At 65.9% G+C, this 20,987-nt stretch carries 19 protein-coding genes; 9 read left to right on the plus strand and 10 right to left on the minus strand.

What is annotated here, in order from left to right; genetic code table 11:
- Positions 1-92: 92 nt before the first annotated feature.
- Positions 93-992, minus strand: coding sequence for an Hsp33 family molecular chaperone HslO (locus HY57_RS19460; protein WP_019467109.1), 900 nt, complete (start codon positions 990-992; stop codon positions 93-95).
- Between the two features lie 119 nt (positions 993-1,111).
- On the opposite strand from HY57_RS19460, the gene mtgA reads away from it, so the two are divergent.
- From mtgA to HY57_RS19475, 3 genes are all read left to right on the plus strand, one after another.
- Entirely contained in the window at positions 1,112-1,852 is a 741-nt protein-coding gene (mtgA, locus tag HY57_RS19465; protein WP_019467108.1) for a monofunctional biosynthetic peptidoglycan transglycosylase, read from the plus strand.
- 64 nt (positions 1,853-1,916) lie between these two features.
- Positions 1,917-2,855 carry a glycosyltransferase family 2 protein gene (locus tag HY57_RS19470; protein ID WP_019467107.1) on the plus strand — a complete coding sequence of 313 codons (939 nt, stop codon included), beginning with the start codon at positions 1,917-1,919 and terminating at the stop codon, positions 2,853-2,855.
- Between the two features lie 103 nt (positions 2,856-2,958).
- A complete protein-coding gene (locus HY57_RS19475) occupies positions 2,959-3,387 on the plus strand; it encodes a CBS domain-containing protein (RefSeq protein ID WP_019467106.1) in 429 nt (142 codons plus the stop codon).
- A gap of 11 nt (positions 3,388-3,398) precedes the next feature.
- Here the strand turns inward: HY57_RS19475 and HY57_RS19480 are convergent, their stop codons facing one another.
- Positions 3,399-4,643: an NTP/NDP exchange transporter gene (locus HY57_RS19480; RefSeq protein WP_038580123.1), complete on the minus strand. Its 1,245-nt coding sequence runs from the start codon at positions 4,641-4,643 to the stop codon at positions 3,399-3,401.
- A 143-nt stretch (positions 4,644-4,786) separates the two neighbouring features.
- Between HY57_RS19480 and HY57_RS19485 the strand changes: the two genes are divergently transcribed.
- Complete coding sequence (locus HY57_RS19485) at positions 4,787-6,391, plus strand: GMC family oxidoreductase (RefSeq protein WP_019467104.1); 1,605 nt, start codon at positions 4,787-4,789, stop codon at positions 6,389-6,391.
- Positions 6,392-6,548: 157 nt separating this feature from the next.
- Positions 6,549-7,856 carry a serine hydrolase domain-containing protein gene (locus HY57_RS19490; RefSeq protein ID WP_019467103.1) on the plus strand — a complete coding sequence of 436 codons (1,308 nt, stop codon included), beginning with the start codon at positions 6,549-6,551 and terminating at the stop codon, positions 7,854-7,856.
- A gap of 85 nt (positions 7,857-7,941) precedes the next feature.
- Here HY57_RS19490 and HY57_RS19495 read toward each other — a convergent pair whose 3' ends face one another.
- The 6 genes from HY57_RS19495 to cysD form a co-directional block, all read right to left on the minus strand.
- Positions 7,942-8,982, minus strand: a complete 1,041-nt coding sequence (locus HY57_RS19495; protein ID WP_019467102.1) for an energy transducer TonB — start codon at positions 8,980-8,982, stop codon at positions 7,942-7,944.
- A gap of 340 nt (positions 8,983-9,322) precedes the next feature.
- Positions 9,323-9,907, minus strand: coding sequence for a met regulon transcriptional regulator MetJ (gene metJ / locus HY57_RS22235; protein WP_081500737.1), 585 nt, complete (start codon positions 9,905-9,907; stop codon positions 9,323-9,325).
- Between the two features lie 625 nt (positions 9,908-10,532).
- Positions 10,533-10,928 carry a glycine cleavage system protein GcvH gene (gene gcvH, locus HY57_RS19505; RefSeq protein WP_019467100.1) on the minus strand — a complete coding sequence of 132 codons (396 nt, stop codon included), beginning with the start codon at positions 10,926-10,928 and terminating at the stop codon, positions 10,533-10,535.
- Between the two features lie 103 nt (positions 10,929-11,031).
- Positions 11,032-12,132, minus strand: a complete 1,101-nt coding sequence (gene gcvT / locus HY57_RS19510; protein WP_019467099.1) for a glycine cleavage system aminomethyltransferase GcvT — start codon at positions 12,130-12,132, stop codon at positions 11,032-11,034.
- A gap of 201 nt (positions 12,133-12,333) precedes the next feature.
- The gene (gene cysC / locus HY57_RS19515; protein ID WP_019467098.1) at positions 12,334-14,220 is read right to left on the minus strand and encodes an adenylyl-sulfate kinase; all 1,887 of its coding nucleotides are present in this window, start codon (positions 14,218-14,220) and stop codon (positions 12,334-12,336) included.
- Complete coding sequence (gene cysD, locus HY57_RS19520) at positions 14,220-15,113, minus strand: sulfate adenylyltransferase subunit CysD (protein WP_019467097.1); 894 nt, start codon at positions 15,111-15,113, stop codon at positions 14,220-14,222. Before cysD ends, cysC begins: the two co-directional genes overlap by 1 nt.
- A gap of 201 nt (positions 15,114-15,314) precedes the next feature.
- On the opposite strand from cysD, the gene HY57_RS19525 reads away from it, so the two are divergent.
- The 4 genes from HY57_RS19525 to HY57_RS19540 are packed head-to-tail and all read left to right on the plus strand — an operon-like array spanning position 15,315 to position 18,832.
- The gene (locus tag HY57_RS19525) at positions 15,315-16,460 is read left to right on the plus strand and encodes an MlaE family ABC transporter permease (protein WP_026034243.1); all 1,146 of its coding nucleotides are present in this window, start codon (positions 15,315-15,317) and stop codon (positions 16,458-16,460) included.
- Entirely contained in the window at positions 16,457-17,272 is an 816-nt protein-coding gene (locus HY57_RS19530; protein WP_019467095.1) for an ABC transporter ATP-binding protein, read from the plus strand. The genes HY57_RS19525 and HY57_RS19530 overlap by 4 nt, the downstream gene beginning before the upstream one ends.
- Position 17,273: 1 nt before the next feature.
- A complete protein-coding gene (locus tag HY57_RS19535; protein ID WP_019467094.1) occupies positions 17,274-18,212 on the plus strand; it encodes an MlaD family protein in 939 nt (312 codons plus the stop codon).
- A complete protein-coding gene (locus HY57_RS19540) occupies positions 18,209-18,832 on the plus strand; it encodes an ABC-type transport auxiliary lipoprotein family protein (protein WP_019467093.1) in 624 nt (207 codons plus the stop codon). The genes HY57_RS19535 and HY57_RS19540 overlap by 4 nt, the downstream gene beginning before the upstream one ends.
- A 4-nt stretch (positions 18,833-18,836) precedes the next feature.
- Here HY57_RS19540 and HY57_RS19545 read toward each other — a convergent pair whose 3' ends face one another.
- Positions 18,837-19,457, minus strand: coding sequence for an alpha-ketoglutarate-dependent dioxygenase AlkB family protein (locus HY57_RS19545; RefSeq protein ID WP_019467092.1), 621 nt, complete (start codon positions 19,455-19,457; stop codon positions 18,837-18,839).
- 18 nt (positions 19,458-19,475) lie between these two features.
- Positions 19,476-20,873, minus strand: a complete 1,398-nt coding sequence (locus tag HY57_RS19550) for an amidase (protein WP_019467091.1) — start codon at positions 20,871-20,873, stop codon at positions 19,476-19,478.
- Positions 20,874-20,987: the final 114 nt, after the last annotated feature.

The raw sequence follows: 20,987 nt of genomic DNA on the forward strand, positions 1-20,987 counted from the left end.
GCGGCAGCCACTGGATTCCGACCTTCGCGGGAATGACGAACCAAAAAACGGCGCCTGTAGGGCGCCGTTTTTTTGGTTTCGCGACTCGACGCTTACTGCGCCGTATGCGGCGCGCTGGCGGTCGGGCTGACGCTGAGCAGGTGCTCGGCATCGACGCGATCAAAGGTGTAGCGCTGCGCGCAGAACTCGCAGATCACCTCGATCTCGCCTTCGCGCGCTTCCAGCGCCGCTTCCACTTCGTCACGCCCCAGCGAGCGCAGCACCGCCTCGACGCGCTCGCGCGTGCAGCTGCAGCCGAAGGCCAGCGGACGCGGCTCGAACAGGCGCACCGACTCCTCGTGGTAGAGGCGATAGAGCAGCTGCTCCGGCGGCGTGGAAAGGAGTTCCTCCTGGCCCAGCGTCGCGGTGAGGTGCTGGATGCGTGTCCAGGCATCCTCGTCCTCCACGGCGTCATGGCCGCCCTCGCCCGGCAGCTTCTGCAGCATTAGTCCCACGGCATGCTCGCCGTCGGCCGCCAGCACGATGCGCGCCGGCAGCTGCTCAGACTGGGCAAAGTAGTTTTCCAGCGCCGAAGCGAGATCCGGATGCTGCAGGTCGACCAGGCCCTGGTAGCGCTGGCCGCGCTCGGCGTTGCCGATGGTGATCGCCATGATGGCATCCGGCAGCGCCGCCAGATCCAGCGTGGTCGGCAGCGGATCGGTCCAGCGGGCCAGGCCACGCAGGCGGCCCTGGTCGGTGCATTCAGCGAACAGCAGGCGCAGCGGCCCGCTGGTCTTCAGCTCCACCGACAGCGCGCCTTGCAGCTTGATGTTGCCTGTCAGCAGCGCGCTGGCGGCCAGGGTCTGGCCGAGCACGGAGCGCAGCAGGCCGGGATAAGCGGAGCGGCCAGCGACTTCACGCCAGGCCGGACCAAGACGAACGAGCACGCCGCGCACGCCGGCGCGCTCGAGCATGAAGCGATGCAGCACATCTTCGACAAGCACGGTTTCCACGGAAAAAACCTCTCAAGAGCAATTGCCCTAAATGGGGGCGCCCGCATGCGGTCACAACGACCCACGGCGCATGGGGAGCGGCGCCCCTATACTGCCGCCAATTCCGCCCTTGCGCTGCTATGACTTCACGACGCCCGCTCGCCGCCCGCCTGCTCCGCTCCTTCGTACTGGTTGTCATGGCCTGGCTGGCGCTCAGCTGGCTGGTCGTGCTGGTGCTGCGCTTTGTGCCGCCGTGGACGTCGGCCGTGATGATGGAGCGCCAGGCAGGCGCGCTCATTCACGGCGAGAAAGATTTCCACCTGCAGCACCGCTGGGTGCCCTGGAGCCAGGTGCCACCGTATGTGCCGCTGGCGATGGTTGCCGGCGAGGACCAAAAATTCCCGTTCCACCACGGTTTCGATTTCGACTCCATCCAGGACGCGGTCGATGCCGCCGACGAGGGTCGGCGGCTGCGCGGCGCCAGCACCATCAGCCAGCAGACCGCCAAGAACCTGTTCCTGTGGAACGGGCGCAGCTTCGTCCGCAAGGGACTGGAGGCGTATTTCACGGTGCTGATCGAGCTGACCTGGCCCAAGCAGCGCATCCTTGAGGTGTACATGAACATCGCGGAGCTGGGCGACGGCGTCTACGGCGTGGGCGCGGCCAGCGATGCGTTTTTCCACGTGCCGCCGGCGCGGCTCAGCGCGGCCCAGGCGGCACGGCTGGCCGCGGTGCTACCCAGCCCCCGGCGCTTCCACGCCGATCGCCCCACGGCCTATGTGCAAAGCCGTGCGAACTGGATCCAGCAACAGATGGCGCAGCTCGGCGGCCCGGCCTATCTGCAGAGCAGGGCCCCGTCGCGTGACCCGCGTCACCGTTGATGCTCGCCGCCGGGGCGCACGTGCACTAGCATTCGCCGACCGTCCAGGATCTCTTGCCTCCACCATGCCACGCCTTACCGTCGTCGTGCCCGCCTACAACGAAGCTGCCGTGCTGGAGGTCTTCCACGCCCGACTGGGCCGCGTGCTGGACGAGCTTCCGCTGGACTGCGATGTGCTCTACATCGACGACGGCAGCAGCGACACAACCTGGCAGTTGATCGAGGAACTGGCGGCGCGCGACGGCCGCACCGGCGGGCTCAAGCTCTCGCGCAACTTCGGCAAGGAGGCCGCCCTTACCGCCGGCCTGGACCATGTCGATGCCGATGCGGCCGTGGTGATCGACGCGGACCTGCAGGATCCACCGGAGCTGATCCCCTCGCTGGTCGAACGCTGGCACGAGGGTTTCGATGTCGTCTACGCCACGCGCACCGCGCGCGAGGGTGAGACCGGGTTCAAGAAGTTCACCTCCGCCCTGTTCTATCGCAGCATGGAGCGCGTGTCGGACACCCGCGTGCCCCGCGATACCGGCGACTTCCGCCTGCTCACTCGCCGTGCCCTGGATGCCCTGCGCCAGCTGCGCGAGCGCCAGCGCTTCATGAAGGGCCTGTTCACCTGGATCGGCTATCGACAGACGGCCGTCTACTACCTGCGCGAGCCGCGCCAGGCTGGCACCACCAAGTGGAACTACTGGCGCCTGCTGCAACTGGCCATCGAAGGCTTCACTTCGTTCTCCACCGCACCGCTGCGGCTCGCCACCTGGGTCGGCGTGATGGCGTCGGTGCTGGCCTTCGTCTATGGCATCTGGGTGTTCGGCAAGGCCCTGCTGCTCGGCGACCAGGTGCACGGCTACCCGTCGCTGATGGTGGTGATCCTGTTCATGGGCGGTGTGCAGATGCTGGCCCTGGGTGTGATCGGCGAATACCTGGGCCGCAACTATGCCGAGAGCAAGCAGCGACCGCTCTACTTCATCGAAGAAAAACGCCCGCCCCGCGCACGATCCTGAAGGGCCAGCGGCTCGCGCTTCACGCCGGGCCAACACCGCGTCCACGCGGCAGCGCTAGACTCTTCCCATGCGGCCCAATGGCGGCCTCCTGGGAGGTTCAAGCATGCGACAGGTCAAGCATTTGCTGGAAGGCAAGGGCACCGACATCTTCAGCATCGCACCGGACGCGCCCGTACTTGAAGCGATCAAGCACATGGCGGAGCGCCGCGTTGGCGCGCTGCTGGTGATGCGTGGCGAACGGTTGGTTGGCATCGTCTCCGAGCGTGACTACGCCCGGAAGGTGATCCTGCAGGGCCGCTCCTCCGCGCAGACCGCGGTCTCGGAGATCATGAGCAGCCCGGCGCTCACCGTGGGGCCGGACACCGACGTGTTCGACTGCATGCGCCTGTGCACCGACAGCCGGATCCGCCATCTGCCCGTGGTCAGCGGCGATCGTGTGGTCGGCGTCATTTCGATCGGCGACCTGGTGAAGGAAGTGATCGACGCCCAGGCGGAGCAGATCGAGCAGCTGCAGCGTTACATCACCAGCTGAGCCAACAGCGCTCAGACACCGGCGGCATCGGGCTGTCCTGATGCTTGCCTTTCATCGGCCTGCGCCTCGGGCAGGAGGTCGGGCGAGTGGGCTGCGCGCGCAGAAACCCACGTGGCAAGCACCGAAACGCCCGCGCCAATGGCGGCCATGCCAGTGGCGGCAACGCCCAGTCCCCCCAGCAGCCTCACGCCACTCGTCACGACCAGGTCGCCGAAGCGCCAAATGGCCGTCTCCACGAAGTTCTTGCCCTTGTAGCGCGTCTCGCGAGGCACGCGGGTATACAGCGCGTCGGTGGCGGGCTTGGTCATGCCATAGGCAAAACCGCGCGACCCCACCATCATCACCGCCAGCATGGGCGCGGTAGCGATGCCGAACAGGACGATCTTGCCGACACCCAGCAGCGCCACCAGCAGCAGCAACACCAGGTTGACCAGCGAGGCCGTCACCAGCGCCCACCCGGCGCCTTTTCGTACCAGCAGCCAGCGCGTCACCGTCAGCTGCAGCAGCACCCCCAGGGTATTGGTCGCCAGGTCCAGGTTGTAATAGAAATTGGTACGCGCCTCGCGATCAGGAAAATGGACGTTGGTGTAATCGGCCATCAGCGCATAGGCGAGCGTACCGATACCGTCACCAAGCACCATCAGCACGGCCATGTAGCGCAGGAATGGCCGCGTCCACAGCTCCTTGATGCCCGCCCATAGCGATCCGCCGATAGCCTCGTCCTGCCCTCCTGGAGCACGATAGTCGTGGCTGGTGGAGAGGATGAGCAACAACCCCAGCGCAACCGTCAGCGCCATCGCCGACACGATGAGCAACGGCGGCGTGCCCATCACTCCCAGCATCAGCTTTCCCAGCCCCGGCCCGCAGATGGCACCGGCCATGCCGCCCAGCGCGATGGTGGGAAACACGCGGCGAGCCTGCACGCTCTGGAAAATGTCCGCCATGAGGCTCCAGAAGAGAGACACCACGAACAGGTTGAATACGCTCAGCCATACGTAGAAAACCGAGCCCAGCAAGCGCGCGCCAATGCGATCCTGCATCACGAAGGCCGGCACGAAGGCGACCATGCACGCGACGAAGAAGCTGTAGCTGTAGCCGATCAGGCGTTTGCGCGAGAAACGTGCCACCAGAGCACCGAACACCGGGGTCAGCAGCAGCATCACACCGAAGGTAATGCCGTAGAACAGGGGGAGTTCCCGGGAACCGACTGCACCGACAAGTTCTTCGCGCAGGGCTCGAACGATGTAGTAGGCCATCAAGACGAAAAAAAGGCCACCGTCGCGAGAATCGAAGTACGGCCTTCGTTCGCTGCAGCAGGTCGGGGGGTATTCACCGGCGTTTCCAGCGTGGGTCCGATACAGACTAGCATGCCGCTGTGACGACCAACGGCAGGGGCGCAGTGAACTACGACTACATCATCGTCGGCGCAGGTTCGGCCGGCTGCGTCTTGGCCAACCGGCTCAGCGCCGACGGCACCAGACGTGTTCTGCTGCTCGAGGCCGGGCCGTCCGACTGGCATCCGTTGATCCACATGCCTGCCGGGATCGCGCGGCTGGCCAGTATCCGCAGACTCAACTGGAACTACCGCACCGAACCGGAGCCGCAGCTGCAGGGCCGCACCTTGTGGTGGCCGCGCGGCAAGACGCTGGGCGGTTCCAGCTCAATCAACGCCATGTGCTACATCCGCGGCGTGCCCGGCGACTACGACCGCTGGGCCGAAGCCACCGGCGACGACCGGTGGTCATGGGCGCAGGTGCGCCCCTGGTTCCTCCACAGCGAGGACAACACGCGCGGCGCCAGCGCGCTGCACGGCAGCGGCGGCCTGCTGGGAGTGAGCGATCTTCGCTATCACAACCCGCTGTCGGAGGTTTTCATCGACAGCGCGGTCAGCGCGGGCTATGCGCGTAACGACGACTTCAATGGCCCGGACCAGGGCGGTTTCGGGCTTTATCAGGTGACCCAGCGCGACGGCATGCGCTGCTCCACCGCCACGGCCTACCTACGGCCCGCGCGGGGTCGCGCCAACCTCGAGGTGCGCACCGGGGCGATGGTCGCGCGCGTGGTGCTGGAGCGCGGCCGCGCGGTGGGCGTGCAGCTGCACGGCAGCAAGGCCGTCATCGAGGCGGGCGAGGTCATCCTTGCCGGTGGCGCGGTGAATACCCCGCAGGTGCTGATGCTGTCCGGCGTGGGGCCGGCGGATCATCTGCGCGAGCATGGCATCACGGTGCATGTCGATCAGTCAGAGATCGGCGCCAACCTGCAGGACCATCTAGACATCTGCACGCTGGACGGCAGCACGCAGAAAATCACCTACGACCACCTCAACGAACTAGCCGCTGGCCTGCGCTTCCTGCGGCATCGTGAAGGGCCAGGCACGTCGAACGTCGCGGAGGCCGGCGGCTTCGTGCGCAGCCGGCTGGCCACGGACGAGCGCTGCAACCTGCAGTTCCATTTCGTGCCGGCGTTGCTGGATGACCACGGCCGCCACCGCCTGCCCGGCTACGGATACACCGTGCACGCGTGCTACTTGCATCCACGCAGCCGGGGCAGGCTTCGCCTGCGCTCGGCCCATCCCGCGCAGCCCATCGCCATCCATGCCAACTACCTGAGCGATGCGGAAGGGCACGACCTGCGGTGCATGATCGAAGCGGCGCGGCTCTCCCGCGAGATTCTTTCGCAGCCCGCCTTCGCGCGCTTCCGCGGAAAGCCGGTCCTCCCGGAACAGGCCATCACCACCGACGCGGAGTACGCCCAGTTCATCCGACGCAAGGCGGAAACCATCTACCACCCCTCAGGCACGTGTCGCATGGGCAAGGACGCGCGCGCCCCGCTGGACAGCGAGCTGCGCGTGCGCGGGCTGGAGAACCTGAGGGTGGTGGACGCATCGGTCATGCCCAGCCTGCCCAGCGGCAATACCAATGCGCCGGTCATCATGATGGCTGAACGCGCGAGTGCGCTCATCCTGAACGAAACCAGGCCTGGCACGCGTCCGCCCGGGGAATAGGGGGCATCCGCCGTCCGGACAGCGGATTTTCGCGCGCCCCTGCGGTACCCTCGGGTGGTCGTCATGGATGGATCCGGCTGGTGCGACCCAAGGCCCGGCTCTCTTCCGAGCTGTATCTCGACCCGGCGTCGCCACGGCGCCCCGACCTCAGAACAGCATGACGTTTCGCACGCTTCCATTGCTCATCGCCGCGACGCTGGGACTTGCCAGCACCTCGCCCATGGCTCGCGCGGCGGCGCAGGCGGGCGAGAGCAACGCTGCGCCGGCCGCGCAAGGCGTACCCGCCGAGCGCATGAAGGACACCCTGGCGGCCTACCAGCAATGGCTGGATCGCCTCGACCAGCGCAACGCCGTGGCCGGCCTGGCCACCGCCGTGGTGGCGGACAACAAGGTCGTGTTCGAAGGCACCATCGGTTACGCCGATGCGGCCACGCGTGAGCCGGTGACACCGGAGACCGTGTTCCGTCTCGCGTCGCTGTCCAAGGCCTTCGCCACGGCGCTGACGGGCGTACTGGTGAACGACGGCAAGCTCTCCTGGGATACCAAGCTCGTCGCGGTGCTGCCCTTCTTCAGGCTCAAGAACGACAGCGCCGCCGAGCACGCCACCGTGCGCGACATCCTTGGCCAGCGCCTGGGCCTGCCCAAGAACACCTACGACAACATGCTCGAAGAGAACGTGTCGTATGAAGAACTGGCGCGCCGGCTGGACGAGGTCACGCTGACCTGCAACGTGGGCCAGTGCTACGGCTACCAGAACATCGCCTTCAGCCTGATCGGCGACGTGGTCTATGCCCAGACCGGCGACTTCTTCACCCGCCAGGTCGACAAGAACATCTTCTTCCCGCTCGGCATGAAGACGGCCAGCTACGGTCGCGAAGGCCTGGAGGCCAGCAAGAGCTGGGCACGCCCCCATCGCCCAAGCGGCAACGGCTGGACGCCCTTCGAACCCAAGGAAGCGTATTACCGCGTCGCCCCGGCGGCGGGCGTCAACGCAAGCCTGAAGGACATGGAACAGTGGCTGATCGCGCAAATGGGTGGCCGCCCTGACGTGCTCTCACCCGCGCTGCTCGCCACGCTGCATGCGCCGGAGGTGTCCACGCCCATCGAGATGCACTCGGCCCCCTGGCGCCGCGCCCGCCTCGAGGATGCCTCCTACGCACTGGGCTGGCGGGTGTTCGACTACGAAGGCGAAACGCTGATCTTCCACGCCGGCGCCGTCGAGGGCTATCGCACCATGATCGGCTTCCTGCCGAAGTACCGCGTGGGCATGGTGATGATGTGGAACTCGGCCGATCCCCTGCCCGCCGGCCTGTTGCCGATGGTGTTCGACAGCCTGCTCGGGCTCCCTCACGTCGACTGGGCCGGCATCGAGAGCAACGCGCCTGCAACGGCCGCCCATACCGCCAAAGGCAAGACCCACCGGAAGAGCAAGAGCGCCGCCACCGCGAGCAACGGCACCAACTGAGCACCACGAATGAAAAAAGCGCCGCAGGGCTTCCTGCGGCGCTTTTGCATTGCATGGACCTGCCGCCCGGGCGGCAGGTCAACCGTCAGTTGAGCTTGAACACGATGCGGCGCTTGTCCTGCGAGGCCACCGGCGTGCCGTCCTGGGTCGCCGGCTGGAACTTCCAGCGGCTCACCGCTTCGGTCGCGGCATGGTCGAACACATGGCGTGGCTCGGCATCCACCACCTTCACGTCATCGACTGAGCCTTCCGGCGTAATGGTGAAGGTCACTTCCACCCAGCCTTCCTGGTTCGCGCGAACCGCCGTGGTTGGATAGCGCGGCGGCACGTTGCGCAACAGCACCGCCGGGTGCGTGCCACTCGCATTCGCGCCTGCTGCGTTGCCGCCGTTGGCCGAGGCCGATGCCGACTGCTGCTGACGGGCTTCGGTTGCCTGTTGCTGCTGGGCCACGCGTGCCTGTGCCGCACGGTCAGCCTGGGCCTTCTGCTGTGCCTCGGCCGCGAGGCGATCGGCATCCGCCTTGTCCGTGGCTGCCTTCTGCGCCGCCAGCTGCTGCTGTTTTTCCTTGTCCGACGCCAGCTGCTGCTCGCGATCCTGCAGCTTGCGCTGGGCATCGAGCTTGGAGCGCAGGATGGTCAGCGTGTAGTTGGCCGGGTCGGCCTTCGCCAACAGGTCGATCTGCCGCTGGGCTTCGTTGAAGTCACGCTGGTTGATCGCCTGCTCGGCCACGCTCGCGCCCACCGGGAAGGTTTCGCGCAATGCGTCGGTGGCCACCTGGTTGCCCGGCTGCTTCTCCAGCACCTTCAGGTAGAACTCGAAGGCATTGTTGCCCGCAGGCGAAAGCAGGCGCTGCTCGTTCACCGCCTTGCGGGCCTCGGCGAGCAGCTGGTTCATGCTCATGGCGGCCACGTTGACCGGTGCCGGCGGCGCTTCGGTACTGCTGGCCCTTACCGGCGTCGACGGATGGGCGCCGATATCGGCCGAGACCATATCCATGTGCGGTTTGATGATGAAAAGCCAGGACGCGACGGCAAAGGCCCCCACGACGCCGACGATGGCAATAGCTGCGGGCCGAATGGCCCCACGCGCGTGGCGACGCGCGCGATATTTGAATCGGGTATCCATGATCTCTCACCGAGTGGCATCAGATACCCGCGCTTTTTCCCCCTGTAAATCCAGGAGCGGCCGGCCTCCCCAGGCCCGCCGCGGCGCGGATGTGTGAAAGGTAACCGTAATGCCGCACTACGGCAAATCAATCGTCGTGTCGGCGATGGAACGCACATCGCGCCGCCCTCGCCCGCTTCGGCGGAGGCCGCTGCGCGGCCATCGGGCTAGGCCAGGTTTTCTGGCGCCAGAAACGAAGCGTCCCGGCAAGGGCCGGGACGAGTCGCTCTTTCGAAGGACTCTCCCCACGCTGGGCACCGCGGGGAGAAAAGTCGTTCTTACTTATTATTAAGAGTAAAGCTTACTTCTTGGCCTTGGGGGCCTTGGCAGCCTTGGCAGCCTTGGGGGCCTTTGCAGCCTTGACGGCCTTCACAACCTTGGCGGCGGCAGCCTTCTTGGCGACGCGCTTGGTAGCAGCCTTCTTCACAACCTTCTTAGCGACGGCCTTCTTGACCGCGCGCTTCACAACAGCCTTCTTGACAGCCTTCTTGACCGCGCGCTTCACGGCGGCCTTCTTGACCGCACGCTTCACGGCGGCCTTCTTGACCGCGCGCTTCACGGCGGTCTTCTTGACCGCGCGCTTCACGGCGGCCTTCTTGGTCGCCTTCTTGGCGGCGGGCTTCTTTGCAGCGGCTTTCTTGGCAGTGGCCATAGTTCGTCTCAGCTCCTCATCAGTTGGCAGTGGTTGCCCAGTAAAAGCGTGCAGGAACGCCTCCACCAGCAAATCGCTGTTGGTGGCGTGCCGAAGATTGTTCACCTGACGACGGGTGCGTTCGTCAGACAAGGGCCTCAGTACGTGCAGTGGAATCGAGACCGTGATCTTGCGTACTGCGCCGGCCTTTTCTCCATGCTCGATATAAGGCTTGATGAATTTCGATGTTGCCATGGCACCCGTTCTCCGTGTTCCGATGCGAAAGCTATTCCTGAAGATTTCAACTGTCAATTGATTTTAACCATGAAATCAATCCGTTTCACCCACCCCCAGGAGGGTCAAAACCCCCGCCAGACAAGGCCTTGCGGGGTTTACAGGCATTTTTATTTGGACGTCCATACATCCAGATATAAATGCCAATTCCATTACCTTTATTTCAATAAAACCGCTTAAAACAAGGCATTTTGTCTTTACCAAGCCATGTGCGGCGCAACATGGCTGTCTCACCCGCCGAGACACATCGCATGCCGGCCGGGCGGGCCTCCGGGGCACCTCTCTGGATGAACAAAAGTCGACTGAAATTATTTTTCGGGGAGACCGTCCGGATGGCCGTTCCGGACCGCCCCGGAGGACGTCGAAGGCATCGAAGAGGGGTGTTGGGTGACTCCGCCACCAGATTCCCGAACATGCCGTCCCGGACATCTATCGGCATGGACGGCGAGAACTGCAGCGCGGAAAAACATCACCCGCCGCATATCCGGATCAGATCACCCGCAGGGAAAAACGCCTGGACGTCTACCCAAAAAAGACGCCGGCCGCTTCAAGCGGCCGGCGTCGGGTGAAGCATCGAAGCCTGGACCTAGTGGTCTTCGTTCTCGACCAGCTCGGCGTAGGCATCGGCGTCGAGCAGTTCGTTGAGCTCGCCACGATCGCTGGCGCGGACCAGGAAGATCCAGCCTTCGCCGAAAGCATCTTCGTTGATGGTTTCGGGCTTGTCGTTGAGGTTTTCGTTGACCGCGACGATCTCGCCGGAGACCGGGCTGTAGATGTCCGAGGCGGCCTTGACCGACTCGACCACGGCCACGCCGTGACCGGCCTGGACGCTGGCGCCGATCTCGGGAAGTTCGACGTACACCAGGTCGCCGAGCTGGCCCTGGGCGTGGTCGGAGATACCCACGCGCACCAGGCCGTCGTCTTCGACGCGGGCCCACTCGTGGGACTTGAGGAATTTCAGATCGCCGGGAATCTCGCTCATGATCGGGTCCAATCGTTGATGTGGGATCGGGGTGGAGTGGCAATTCTAGCCGCTCCACCCGGTTGGCAACACGGGCCACGCCCGCGTCGCCGCCAGGTAAATGTCAGATGCCTTCGCAGGGCTTGCCGTCGCGCACGAAGGGGTACTTCACCACGCGCACCGGCACTTCCTTGCCGCGGATGTCCACGCGCACGTCACCCGGCTCGCCGGCGGGAATGCGCGCGAACGCCACCGCCTTGTTGAGCGTCGGGGCAAAGCTGCCGGAGAGGATTTCACCCACGCCGTTGGCGGTGAGCACCGGCTGGCCGTGGCGCAGCACGCCCTTCTCGTCGAGCACCAGGCCGACCATCACGCGCTTCACGCCGGCGGCCTTCTGCGCCTCCAGCACCTTGCGGCCGATGAAGTCGCGGCCTTCGTCCAGGGTGATGGTCCAGCCAAGGTTGGCCTCCCACGGCGACACCGCGTCATCCATGTCCTGGCCGTACAGGTTCATGCCCGCCTCCAGGCGCAGCGTGTCACGCGCGCCCAGGCCGGCGGGCGCCACGCCCGCAGCGGCCAGTGCCTGCCACAGGGCCACGGCGTGCTCCTGCGGCACGATGATTTCAAAGCCGTCCTCACCCGTGTAACCGGTGCGGGCGACGAACAGCGGCATGCCGTGCGGGCCCTGCGCCGCAGCGGCGGCGAACTTGCCGAGCTTGCCGATGCGCTCGTGGTCCACCTCGGCCAGCAGGCCAATGACCTTGGCACGGGCGTTGGGCCCCTGCACCGCGATCATGGCGAAGTCCGGCCGCTCCTTGACCTCGACACCGAAGGCCTTGGCCTGCTTTTCGATCCACTCCAGGTCCTTCGCACGGGTGGCGGCATTCACCACCAGGCGGAAGAACTCCTCGCCCAGGAAGTAGACGATCAGGTCGTCGATCACGCCGCCCTGCTCGTTGAGCATGCAGGAGTACAAGGCCTTGCCGTGCACCTTGAGCTTGTCGACGCTGTTGGCCAGCAGGTGGCGGAGGAACTCGCGCGTGCGGGCGCCGTGGAGGTCGATCACCGTCATGTGCGAGACGTCGAACATGCCCGCATCGCGGCGCACGACGTGGTGTTCCTCGATCTGCGAGCCGTAGTTGATCGGCATGTCCCAGCCGCCGAAGTCGACCATGCGCGCGCCAAGCGCCCGGTGGGTATCGTTGAGTACGGTCTTCTCGGTCATCGCAGTCGTGCCCTGGGGAAAGAAACATTATCGCCGGGGCCACGGATACATTCCAAGCCAAGCGTGCCAGGCACTTACCGTGCGTTGGCGTATCGGTCGCGCGTCGTGCACCGCAACATGCAAACGCATGCGCCGCTCGCCACCGGCATCCCGACCGTGATCGGAATGACGGTGGCCACCACACGGGCGGAAGGAAACCGGTCAGGACCGGGTCGAGTGCCCAAGGCCGGCAAGCAGCTGCTCGACCACCTGCTCGGCAAGCTGCTCGGGGCGCAGCCCGACGGTACGCAGATGCAGTTCGGCATCCGCAGGCACCTCGTAAGGCGAATCGATGCCGGTGAAGTTGACGATCTCGCCGGCACGGGCCTTGCGGTAGAGCCCCTTGGGATCGCGACGCTCGCACTCATCCAGCGTGGTGTCGACGAACACCTCGAGGAACTCGCCCTCATCGAACAGGCCGCGCGCAAACTGGCGTTCGCTCTGGAACGGCGAAATGACGCACACCAGCACGATCAGGCCGGCATCGACCATCAGGTGTGCCACCTCGGCGACACGGCGGACGTTCTCTACGCGTGCCTCGGCCGTGAAGCCCAGGTCCTTGTTCAGGCCATGGCGCAGGTTGTCGCCGTCCAGCATATAGGTGTGGTAGCCGAGCGAGTGCAGGCGACGCTCGACCAGGTTGGCGATGGTCGACTTGCCCGCGCCGGAAAGCCCGGTGAACCACAGGCAGCGCGCCGACTGGCCCTTGCTGACGCTGCGCGCCTCCTTGTTCAGGTCGGTATGCTGCCAATGCACGTTGGCGGCACGGCGCAGCGCGAAGTCCAGCATGCCGCAGCCGACGGTGGCATGGGTGGTGCGGTCGATCAGGATGAATCCGCCGAGGGCGTGGTTGTTCTTATACGACTCGAACGCGATGGCATGGTCCAGGTCGATGTTGCAGTAGCCGACCTCGTTGAGGTCGAGGCGACGGGCGGCCAGCTCGGCCTGCGTGTTCACGTCCACCTTGTGCTTGATCGAGGTGATGCGCGCGTTGACCGTGCGCGAACCGATCTTCAGCCAGTAGGCACGGTTGGGCAGCAGTGATTCGTCACCCATCCACAGGATATGGGCGGCGAACTGGTCGGCCACCGGCGCGGGGCGGGCCGCGTCGGCGATCACGTCGCCACGGCTGGCGTCGATCTCGCGGTCTAGCGTCAAGGTCACGGCCTGGCCGGCAACGGCTTCCGGCAGGTCGCCGTCGGCCGTGACGATGCGCTCGATGCGGGCACGGCGCATGGCCGGCTGCACCACGATCTCCGCGCCGACGGCCACGCGGCCGCCGCTCACGGTGCCGGCGTAACCGCGGAAAGAGGCATCGGGGCGGTTCACCCATTGCACCGGCATGCGGAAGTCTTCCGCCTGCGTCACCGCCGTATCGGCTGACTCCAGCAGTGCCAGCAAGGTGGGGCCCTGGTACCAGGGCATCCGCGTCGACGGCTTGCCGATGTTGTCGCCACCGGGCGCAATCACCGGCAGGCAGTGCACGGTGGTGATGCCCAGCTGCGCGGCGAGCGCGCGGTACTCATGGGTGATGGCCGCGTAGATGTCCTCGCGGCAATCCACCAGGTCCATCTTGTTCACCGCCAGCACCACCTGGCGGATCCCCATCAGGGCGCAGATATAACTGTGGCGGCGCGTTTGCGGCAGCAGGCCCTTGCGCGCATCCACCAACACCACGGCCAGCTGGGCGGTGGATGCGCCGGTGGCCATGTTGCGGGTGTACTGCTCGTGGCCGGGGCAGTCCGCCACGATGAAGTTGCGGCGCGGCGTGTGGAAATAGCGGTAGGCCACATCGATGGTGATGCCCTGCTGGCGCTCGGCATCGAGACCATCGGTAAGCAGGGCGAAATCCAGCGCCTCGGGACCGTCGCCGTGCAGCTTGCGGCTGTCGCGCGCCAGCGCGGCGAGCTGGTCGTCCGGTACGATGCCGGCGTCATAAAGCAGGCGGCCGAGCAAGGTGCTCTTGCCGTCGTCGACGCTGCCGCAGGTGATGAAGCGCAGCAGGCCGGTATCCGGGGCGATGTTCCCGGCGGGGTCGATGATGGCCATCAGAAATACCCCTCCTGCTTCTTGCGCTCCATCGATGCGCTGCCGTCGTTGTCGATCACCCGGCCCTGGCGCTCCGAGCTGCGGGAGGCGGCCATCTCATCGATGATCTGGTCGAGCGTGGCGGCCGTCGATTCCACCGCACCGGTGAGCGGATAGCAGCCCAGGGTGCGGAACCGCACGCTGCGCATCTCGACCTTCTCGCCCTCGCGCAGGGTGAAGCGATCGTCATCCACCATGAGGAGCGCGCCGTCACGCGCGACCACCGGGCGCGGCTTGGCGAAGTACAGCGGCACCACCGGAATCCGCTCGCGCTGGATGTAATGCCAGACGTCCATCTCGGTCCAGTTGGACAGGGGGAACACGCGCACGCTTTCACCCTGGTGGATCTGGGTGTTGTAGGTGTGCCAAAGCTCCGGTCGCTGCTGTTTCGGATCCCAACGGTGCTGGGCATTGCGGAAGGAGAACACGCGCTCCTTGGCGCGGGATTTCTCCTCGTCGCGTCGAGCGCCACCGATGGCAGCATCGAAACGATAGTGGTCCAGCGCCTGCTTGAGGGCCACCGTCTTCATCACGTCCGTGTGTACCGCCGAACCATGGGTGAGCGGCGAGATGCCCTGGCGCACGCCTTCCTCATTGATATGCACCAGCACTTCCACGTCGCCCGCCGCCGCTACCTCATCGCGGAAGGCGATCATTTCGCGGAACTTCCAGGTGGTGTCCACGTGTAGCAGCGGCATCGGCGGGCGGGCCGGATAGAACGCCTTGCGCAACAAATGCAGCAGGACCGAGGAGTCCTTGCCAATGGAATAAAGCATCACGGGGCGCTCGAAGGCAGCCGCCGTTTCGCGAAAAATGTGGATGCTCTCGGCTTCGAGGGCGTCCAGATAGGACATGGAAGACATGCGTGGCGTCACTGATTCCTGGAGTCCCGGTCGCACCCGGGCACACGGTCGATAGGGCAATTTAGCGGAAAATGGCAGGCAGGACAGCGCAGCAGGCCACTCGGCGTAAGGAAACGCTTCAGGTGCACTGGCGATGACCTCACCATCATTTCGTCACCTGTCCTACGCGACACTCCACTAAGATCGCGCCCCATGAGTACATCGATGGCGACAGGAAGCGCACAGCTCGATGCCACGGCCACGCCTCCCCGCCTGCGTGTGGCTGGCGACTGGACGCTGGCCCATTACGCAGCGCTGGAACGCACGGTCGATGGACTGAAGAGCCGGCTGGACACCCATACTCCCATCGACCTGAGTGCGCTGGGCGCCCTGGACACCGCCGGCGCCGCCTTGCTGGCCGGCCTGCTTGGCGCCGCCCGGCTGGGGGATCTGGCCACCGACGACCCCACCCTGCCGGCCGCCCAGCGGGCGCTGCTGCAGACCGTCGGCAAGGCGATGGCCGGCTATGTCGAACCACGGACCGCGCGCCGGCACAACACCGCCACCGAGGTGCTCGCACGCATCGGTGCGGCGATGGAAAACGTCTGGCACCAGCAGGTCCGCCTGCTCGGCTTCGTCGGCCTGACCCTGCAGACCCTCGCGCGCACGATCGGGCATCCGCGCCGCTGGCGCATCACCTCGCTGGTGTCGCATATCGAACAGACCGGCCTGGATGCGGTGCCCATCGTGGCGCTGCTGACCTTCATGGTGGGCGCGGTAGTGGCCTTTCTTGGCTCCACCGTGCTGGCCGACTTCGGCGCCACCATTTATACGGTGGACCTGGTGGCGTTCTCGTTCCTGCGCGAATTCGGCGTGCTGCTCACCGCCATCCTGATGGCCGGCCGCACCGCCAGCGCGTTTACCGCGCAGATCGGCTCGATGAAGGCTAACGAGGAAATCGACGCCATCCGTGCGCTGGGGCTCGATCCGATGGAGCTGCTGGTGCTGCCCCGCGTGCTGGCCATGCTGGCGTCGCTGCCCATGCTCACCTTTCTTGCCATGATCGCCGGCCTGATCGGCGGCGGCCTGGTCTGCGCGCTGGTGCTCGACATCCCGCCGGTGATGTTCGTGAACCTGGTCAAGTCGGATATTGGTGTGCGGCATTTTCTGGTCGGCATTGCCAAGGCGCCGGTATTCGCCTTCCTGATCGCGGTCATCGGCTGTCTTGAAGGCTTCAAGGTGAGTGGCAGCGCGGAGTCCGTGGGTGAGCACACCACCTCCAGCGTGGTGCAGTCGATCTTCGTGGTGATCCTGCTCGATGCCGTGGCCGCACTCTTCTATATGGAGATGGGTTGGTGAACGCCGTCGCGAAACCGCAGCCGATCGATGACGTGATCCAGGTCCGCGACCTGGTGAACCGCTTCGGTACGCAGACCGTGCATGAGCACCTGGACCTGGACGTCCGCCGCGGCGAGATCCTCGGCGTCGTCGGTGGTTCGGGCACCGGCAAGTCGGTGCTCCTGCGCAGCATCGTCGGATTGCGCCGCCCCACCTCGGGTCAGGTGCATGTGTTCGGGCAGGACCTGCTGAGCCTGCCGCCCGAACAGCGCTCCCGTGTGGAACGTCGCTTCGGCGTGCTGTTCCAGAACGGTGCGTTGTTCTCCTCGCTCAATATCGTGGAGAACGTGGCGATGCCGCTGATCGAACACGCCAGCCTCACACGCCCGGAGGCACAGCAACTGGGTGGCGTGAAGCTGGCGCTCGCCGGCCTGCCCGCGGGTGCCGAGACAAAGTATCCCTCCGAGCTGTCCGGCGGCATGGTGAAGCGCGCGGCACTCGCGCGTGCGCTGGCGCTGGACCCCGAAATCCTCTTCCTGGACGAACCCACCGCCGGCCTGGACCCGATCAGCGCCGCCGCGTTCGACCAGCTGATCCTGACCCTGCGCGACGCGCTGGGCCTGACGGTTTTCCTGGTCACGCACGACCTGGACACGCTGTACACGATCTGCGACCGCGTGGCGGTACTGTCGCAGAAGAAGGTGCTGGTGGTGGGTCCGCTCGACGAAGTGGCCCAATACCCCGATCCATGGGTGCAAGCCTACTTCCACGGCCCGCGCGGCCGCGCCGCCGAAGAAGCGCACGAGCGCGAGCATTCCCCCGAGGTGAAGTGATATGGAAACGCGTGCCCATCACGTACTCATAGGCCTGTTCACGGTGATCGTGGTGGCCGCCGCGCTGATGTTTGCGCTGTGGCTGGCCAAGTCCAGTTCGGACCGCCAGTTCGCCGATTACCAGGTGGTGTTCAACGAGGCCGTGGTTGGCCTTTCGCAGGGCAGTGCCGTGCAATACAACGGCATCAAGGTGGGCGACGTCACCCAGCTCAAGCTCGATCCCCAGGACCCCCGCAAGGTGCTGGCGCGCATCCGCGTGGGTGGCGATACGCCGGTGAAACAGGACACCCATGCCAAGCTCACGATGACCGGCGTGACGGGCCTGTCGATCATCCAGCTCAGTGGTGGCTCACCGAACAGTCCGGCGCTGGAATCACGCGACGGCCAGCCACCGGTGATCGTGGCAGACCCTTCGCCGCTGAGCCGCATCCTGGCCAACGGCGAGGATCTGGTGACCAACATCAATGAAGTCGTCGCGCGCGCCAACATGCTGCTGTCACCGGAGAACACCGAACGCATCAGCCGCACGCTGGAGCATCTGGACCAGGCTACCGGCGCCGTCGCCGCACAGCGTGACGACATCCGCCAGCTGCTGCAGCAACTGGCGCAGGCCAGCAAGCAGGCGAACGAGACACTGGCGCAGACCAACCAGCTCGTTCGCAACGCCAATGGGCTGCTCGACAACCAGGGTCGGGAGACACTGGACAGCGCGCGCAAGACCATGGCGTCGCTGGAACATTCCTCGGCCGAAATCGACCGCCTGCTCAGCGACAATCGCGCCGCCATCAACGGCGGTTTGCAAGGCTTCAGCGAACTGGGCCCGGCCGTGCGCGAACTGCGCGATGCCGCCGGCTCGCTGCGCGGCATCTCGCGCCGCTTCGACGACAACCCGGCCGGCTTCCTGCTTGGTCGCGAACGCAACAAGGAGTTTGAGCCATGAGGTTGCTCGCCCATCTTTTCGCCGGGACGGCGATCGCCCTGCTGACGGCCTGCTCGGTGCTGCCCAAGTCGGAGCCGCAGCAGATCTACCGTCTGCCCGCCACACCGCTGCCGCATGACATCGGCGCCCCCGTCACCTGGTCGCTGCGCGTCGACACGCCGCACGCGGAGCGCATGATCGACAGCGCGCGCATCACCGTGCTGCCTCAGGGCGACACGATGAGCGTGTACAAAGGTGCGCGCTGGAGTGACTCAGCCACGACGCTGCTGCGCAACCGCCTGGTCGATGCCTTCCGCGACAATGGGCGCATCCCCGGCCTCAGCAGCGATGAAACCAGCCTGCAGGCAGACTACTTCCTGTCTGGTGACCTGCGCGCCTTCCAGTCCGTTTACGAGAACGGCCAGCCCGTGGTGGTGATCCGCTTCGATGCGCGGCTGGTGCAGACCAATGGGCTGCGCATCGTGGCCAGCCGCCGCTTCGACATCACCCAGCCAGTGGGCGGCACGGCGGTGACGCAGGTCGTCACGGCCTTCGGGCAAGCCACCGATGCGCTCGCCTCGCAGATGGTGAACTGGACGCTGCAGCAGCCGCTGGACCGCCCTGATTCGCGCACCCACTGAGTCGCTAGCGCAGCGAGGCATCCACCCAACGGAAGGTCAGGTTGAGTCGCGGCCCCACGGCTGCACTCGTTCTGGGCAGGTCGTGCACGTAAAGTCGCTGGGTGTCGCCCGCCATGCGCAGCAGGCTGCCGTGCCCCAGTTCGATGCCCAGCATGTCGCCGCCCTCGCGGGACTTGAGGCGGAACCGTCGCACGGCACCAAGGCTCAACGACGCGATAACGGGCCGCGGTCCGAGTTCGGGCTCGTTGTCACTGTGCCAACCCATCGAATCCCGGCCGTTGCGGTAGAGATTGGCGAGCACGCTGTTGAAGCGCGCTCCGCACGCCTGGGCGACGCGATCACGCAGTAAAGCCAGTGCCGGCGTCCACGGGTGCGGTTCAAAGCGCGTGCGCGAATAGACGTAGGTGGCGTCCTCGTCGCCGATCCAACAGCTCAGGCGAGGCGAGTCCACTTCCTTGCCGAAGATACGGATGCGATGGACTTCCCACGGAATCGCTGCCTGGGCATCGGCCAGCAAGGCATCGGCTTCGTCGCCAGCCAGCCAGGCCGGCCACCACGAAAGCTCGCCTCCCGGCAACGGCAACGACTCCCAGCCACCCGATGTCGCCTGATCGAACAAACCCACCGCACCTGCCCCGCTAGGTCAGCTGATGGCCGGGAATGCCGGCTCCACGTCGAGCGTCGCCGCACACACCGAGGCGAGTTCGAGCAGGCGCAGATCCGATCCGCGCGCCCCCACCAGTTGCAGGCCAATCGGCATACCATCCGGCAGATAGCCCATGGGAATATTCACCGCCGGGCAACCGGCCAGGCTGGCGAAGCTGGTCAGGTCGGCCTGTGAATCGGGCACCGGGCCATCCAGCGGAAACGCGCCCTGTGGCGTGGTGGGCATCACCAGCACGTCGATCTGCGCGAACAGTCGGCGCATCTTCAGCGTGGCGGCGTCGAGCACGCGATCGGCGGCGGCATAGTCGGCCGCACTCTTGCCGGCGGCATAACTCAACAGGCGGCGGAAATGCTCGGACGCCCGATGCCCGGTGTCGGCCAGGTCGGCGGCGAACGTGCCCAGCATCTCCGCCTCCATCAGCAGCAGGCCGGCACGACGCGTGCGGGCGAAATCCCAGTCGTCGAAGTCCACGGTGCGGCGCTCACCCAGTTCACGCGGCCATTTGTCCAGCGCGGCCTGGAACACGTCCACGACGTCCCGGTGCACGCCGACAGCCGCCAGGTTGGGAAGGAACCCGGCCCGCAGGCGACCCGGTTCCCAGTCCGGCGGCGACAGCGCCACGCGCCGGCGACGCGAGCGCGCATCGTCGGCGTCATAACCGGCCAACACCTGCAGCAACACCGTCAGGTCGTCCGCGCTGCGTGCGAGCAGGCCGACGGTATCGAGCCGACGCGCCGCGGGCACCATGCCGCGCGCGGAGATTTCGCCATGCGTCGGCTTGAGCGCGTAGACGCCGCAGTAGCTCGCAGGAATGCGGACGGACCCAAGGCTGTCCGATCCCACCGCCGCCGCCGCCAGCCCAGCCGCCACCGCGGCCGCCGCGCCGCCGGACGATCCGCCAGCGGTGTAGCCATGGCGATGCGGATTGTGCGTTGCACCGAAATGCGGATTGTCGGTGACCGCGCCCAGCGCCCCCTCGTCCATATTGGTCTTGCCGACCAGCACCGCCCCGGAGGCGCGCAGGCGCGCCACCACGTGGGCATCCTCCACCACCGGCTCACGGCGTCCGGCCAGCCCCGCGCTGGTGGGCCAGCCGGCCACGTCGAAGTTGTCCTTGAGGGCAATGGGAATGCCATCAAGCCGGCCGATCACGCCGTCGCGGCGCCGGTGCTGGGCGGCCAGCGCCTGCTCCTGCAGCATCGCTGAGCTGAGGCTGACATAGGCATTCAAGGACGGATTGAGGCGCTCGATCGCTTCCAGATACGTCTCAGCCAGGGCCTGTGGCTGCACGCGCTCCACCGCCAGCCAGTGCAGCAACTGGCACATGGTGGCCCGGCGAAGGTCACGTTCGCTGATCGCTGGTTGCACAGTCATGCTTTCTTCCCTGTGTCGCTGTGAGGGGATTATGGCTACTGCCGATGAAGGCTTTGCAAGGATCTGGCCACCGTTGCCCCCGGTGGCCCGAACCCGGACAATGCCGGTTTGTCC

It is taken from the genome of Dyella japonica A8, from assembly GCF_000725385.1.
Classification (GTDB): domain Bacteria; phylum Pseudomonadota; class Gammaproteobacteria; order Xanthomonadales; family Rhodanobacteraceae; genus Dyella; species Dyella japonica_C.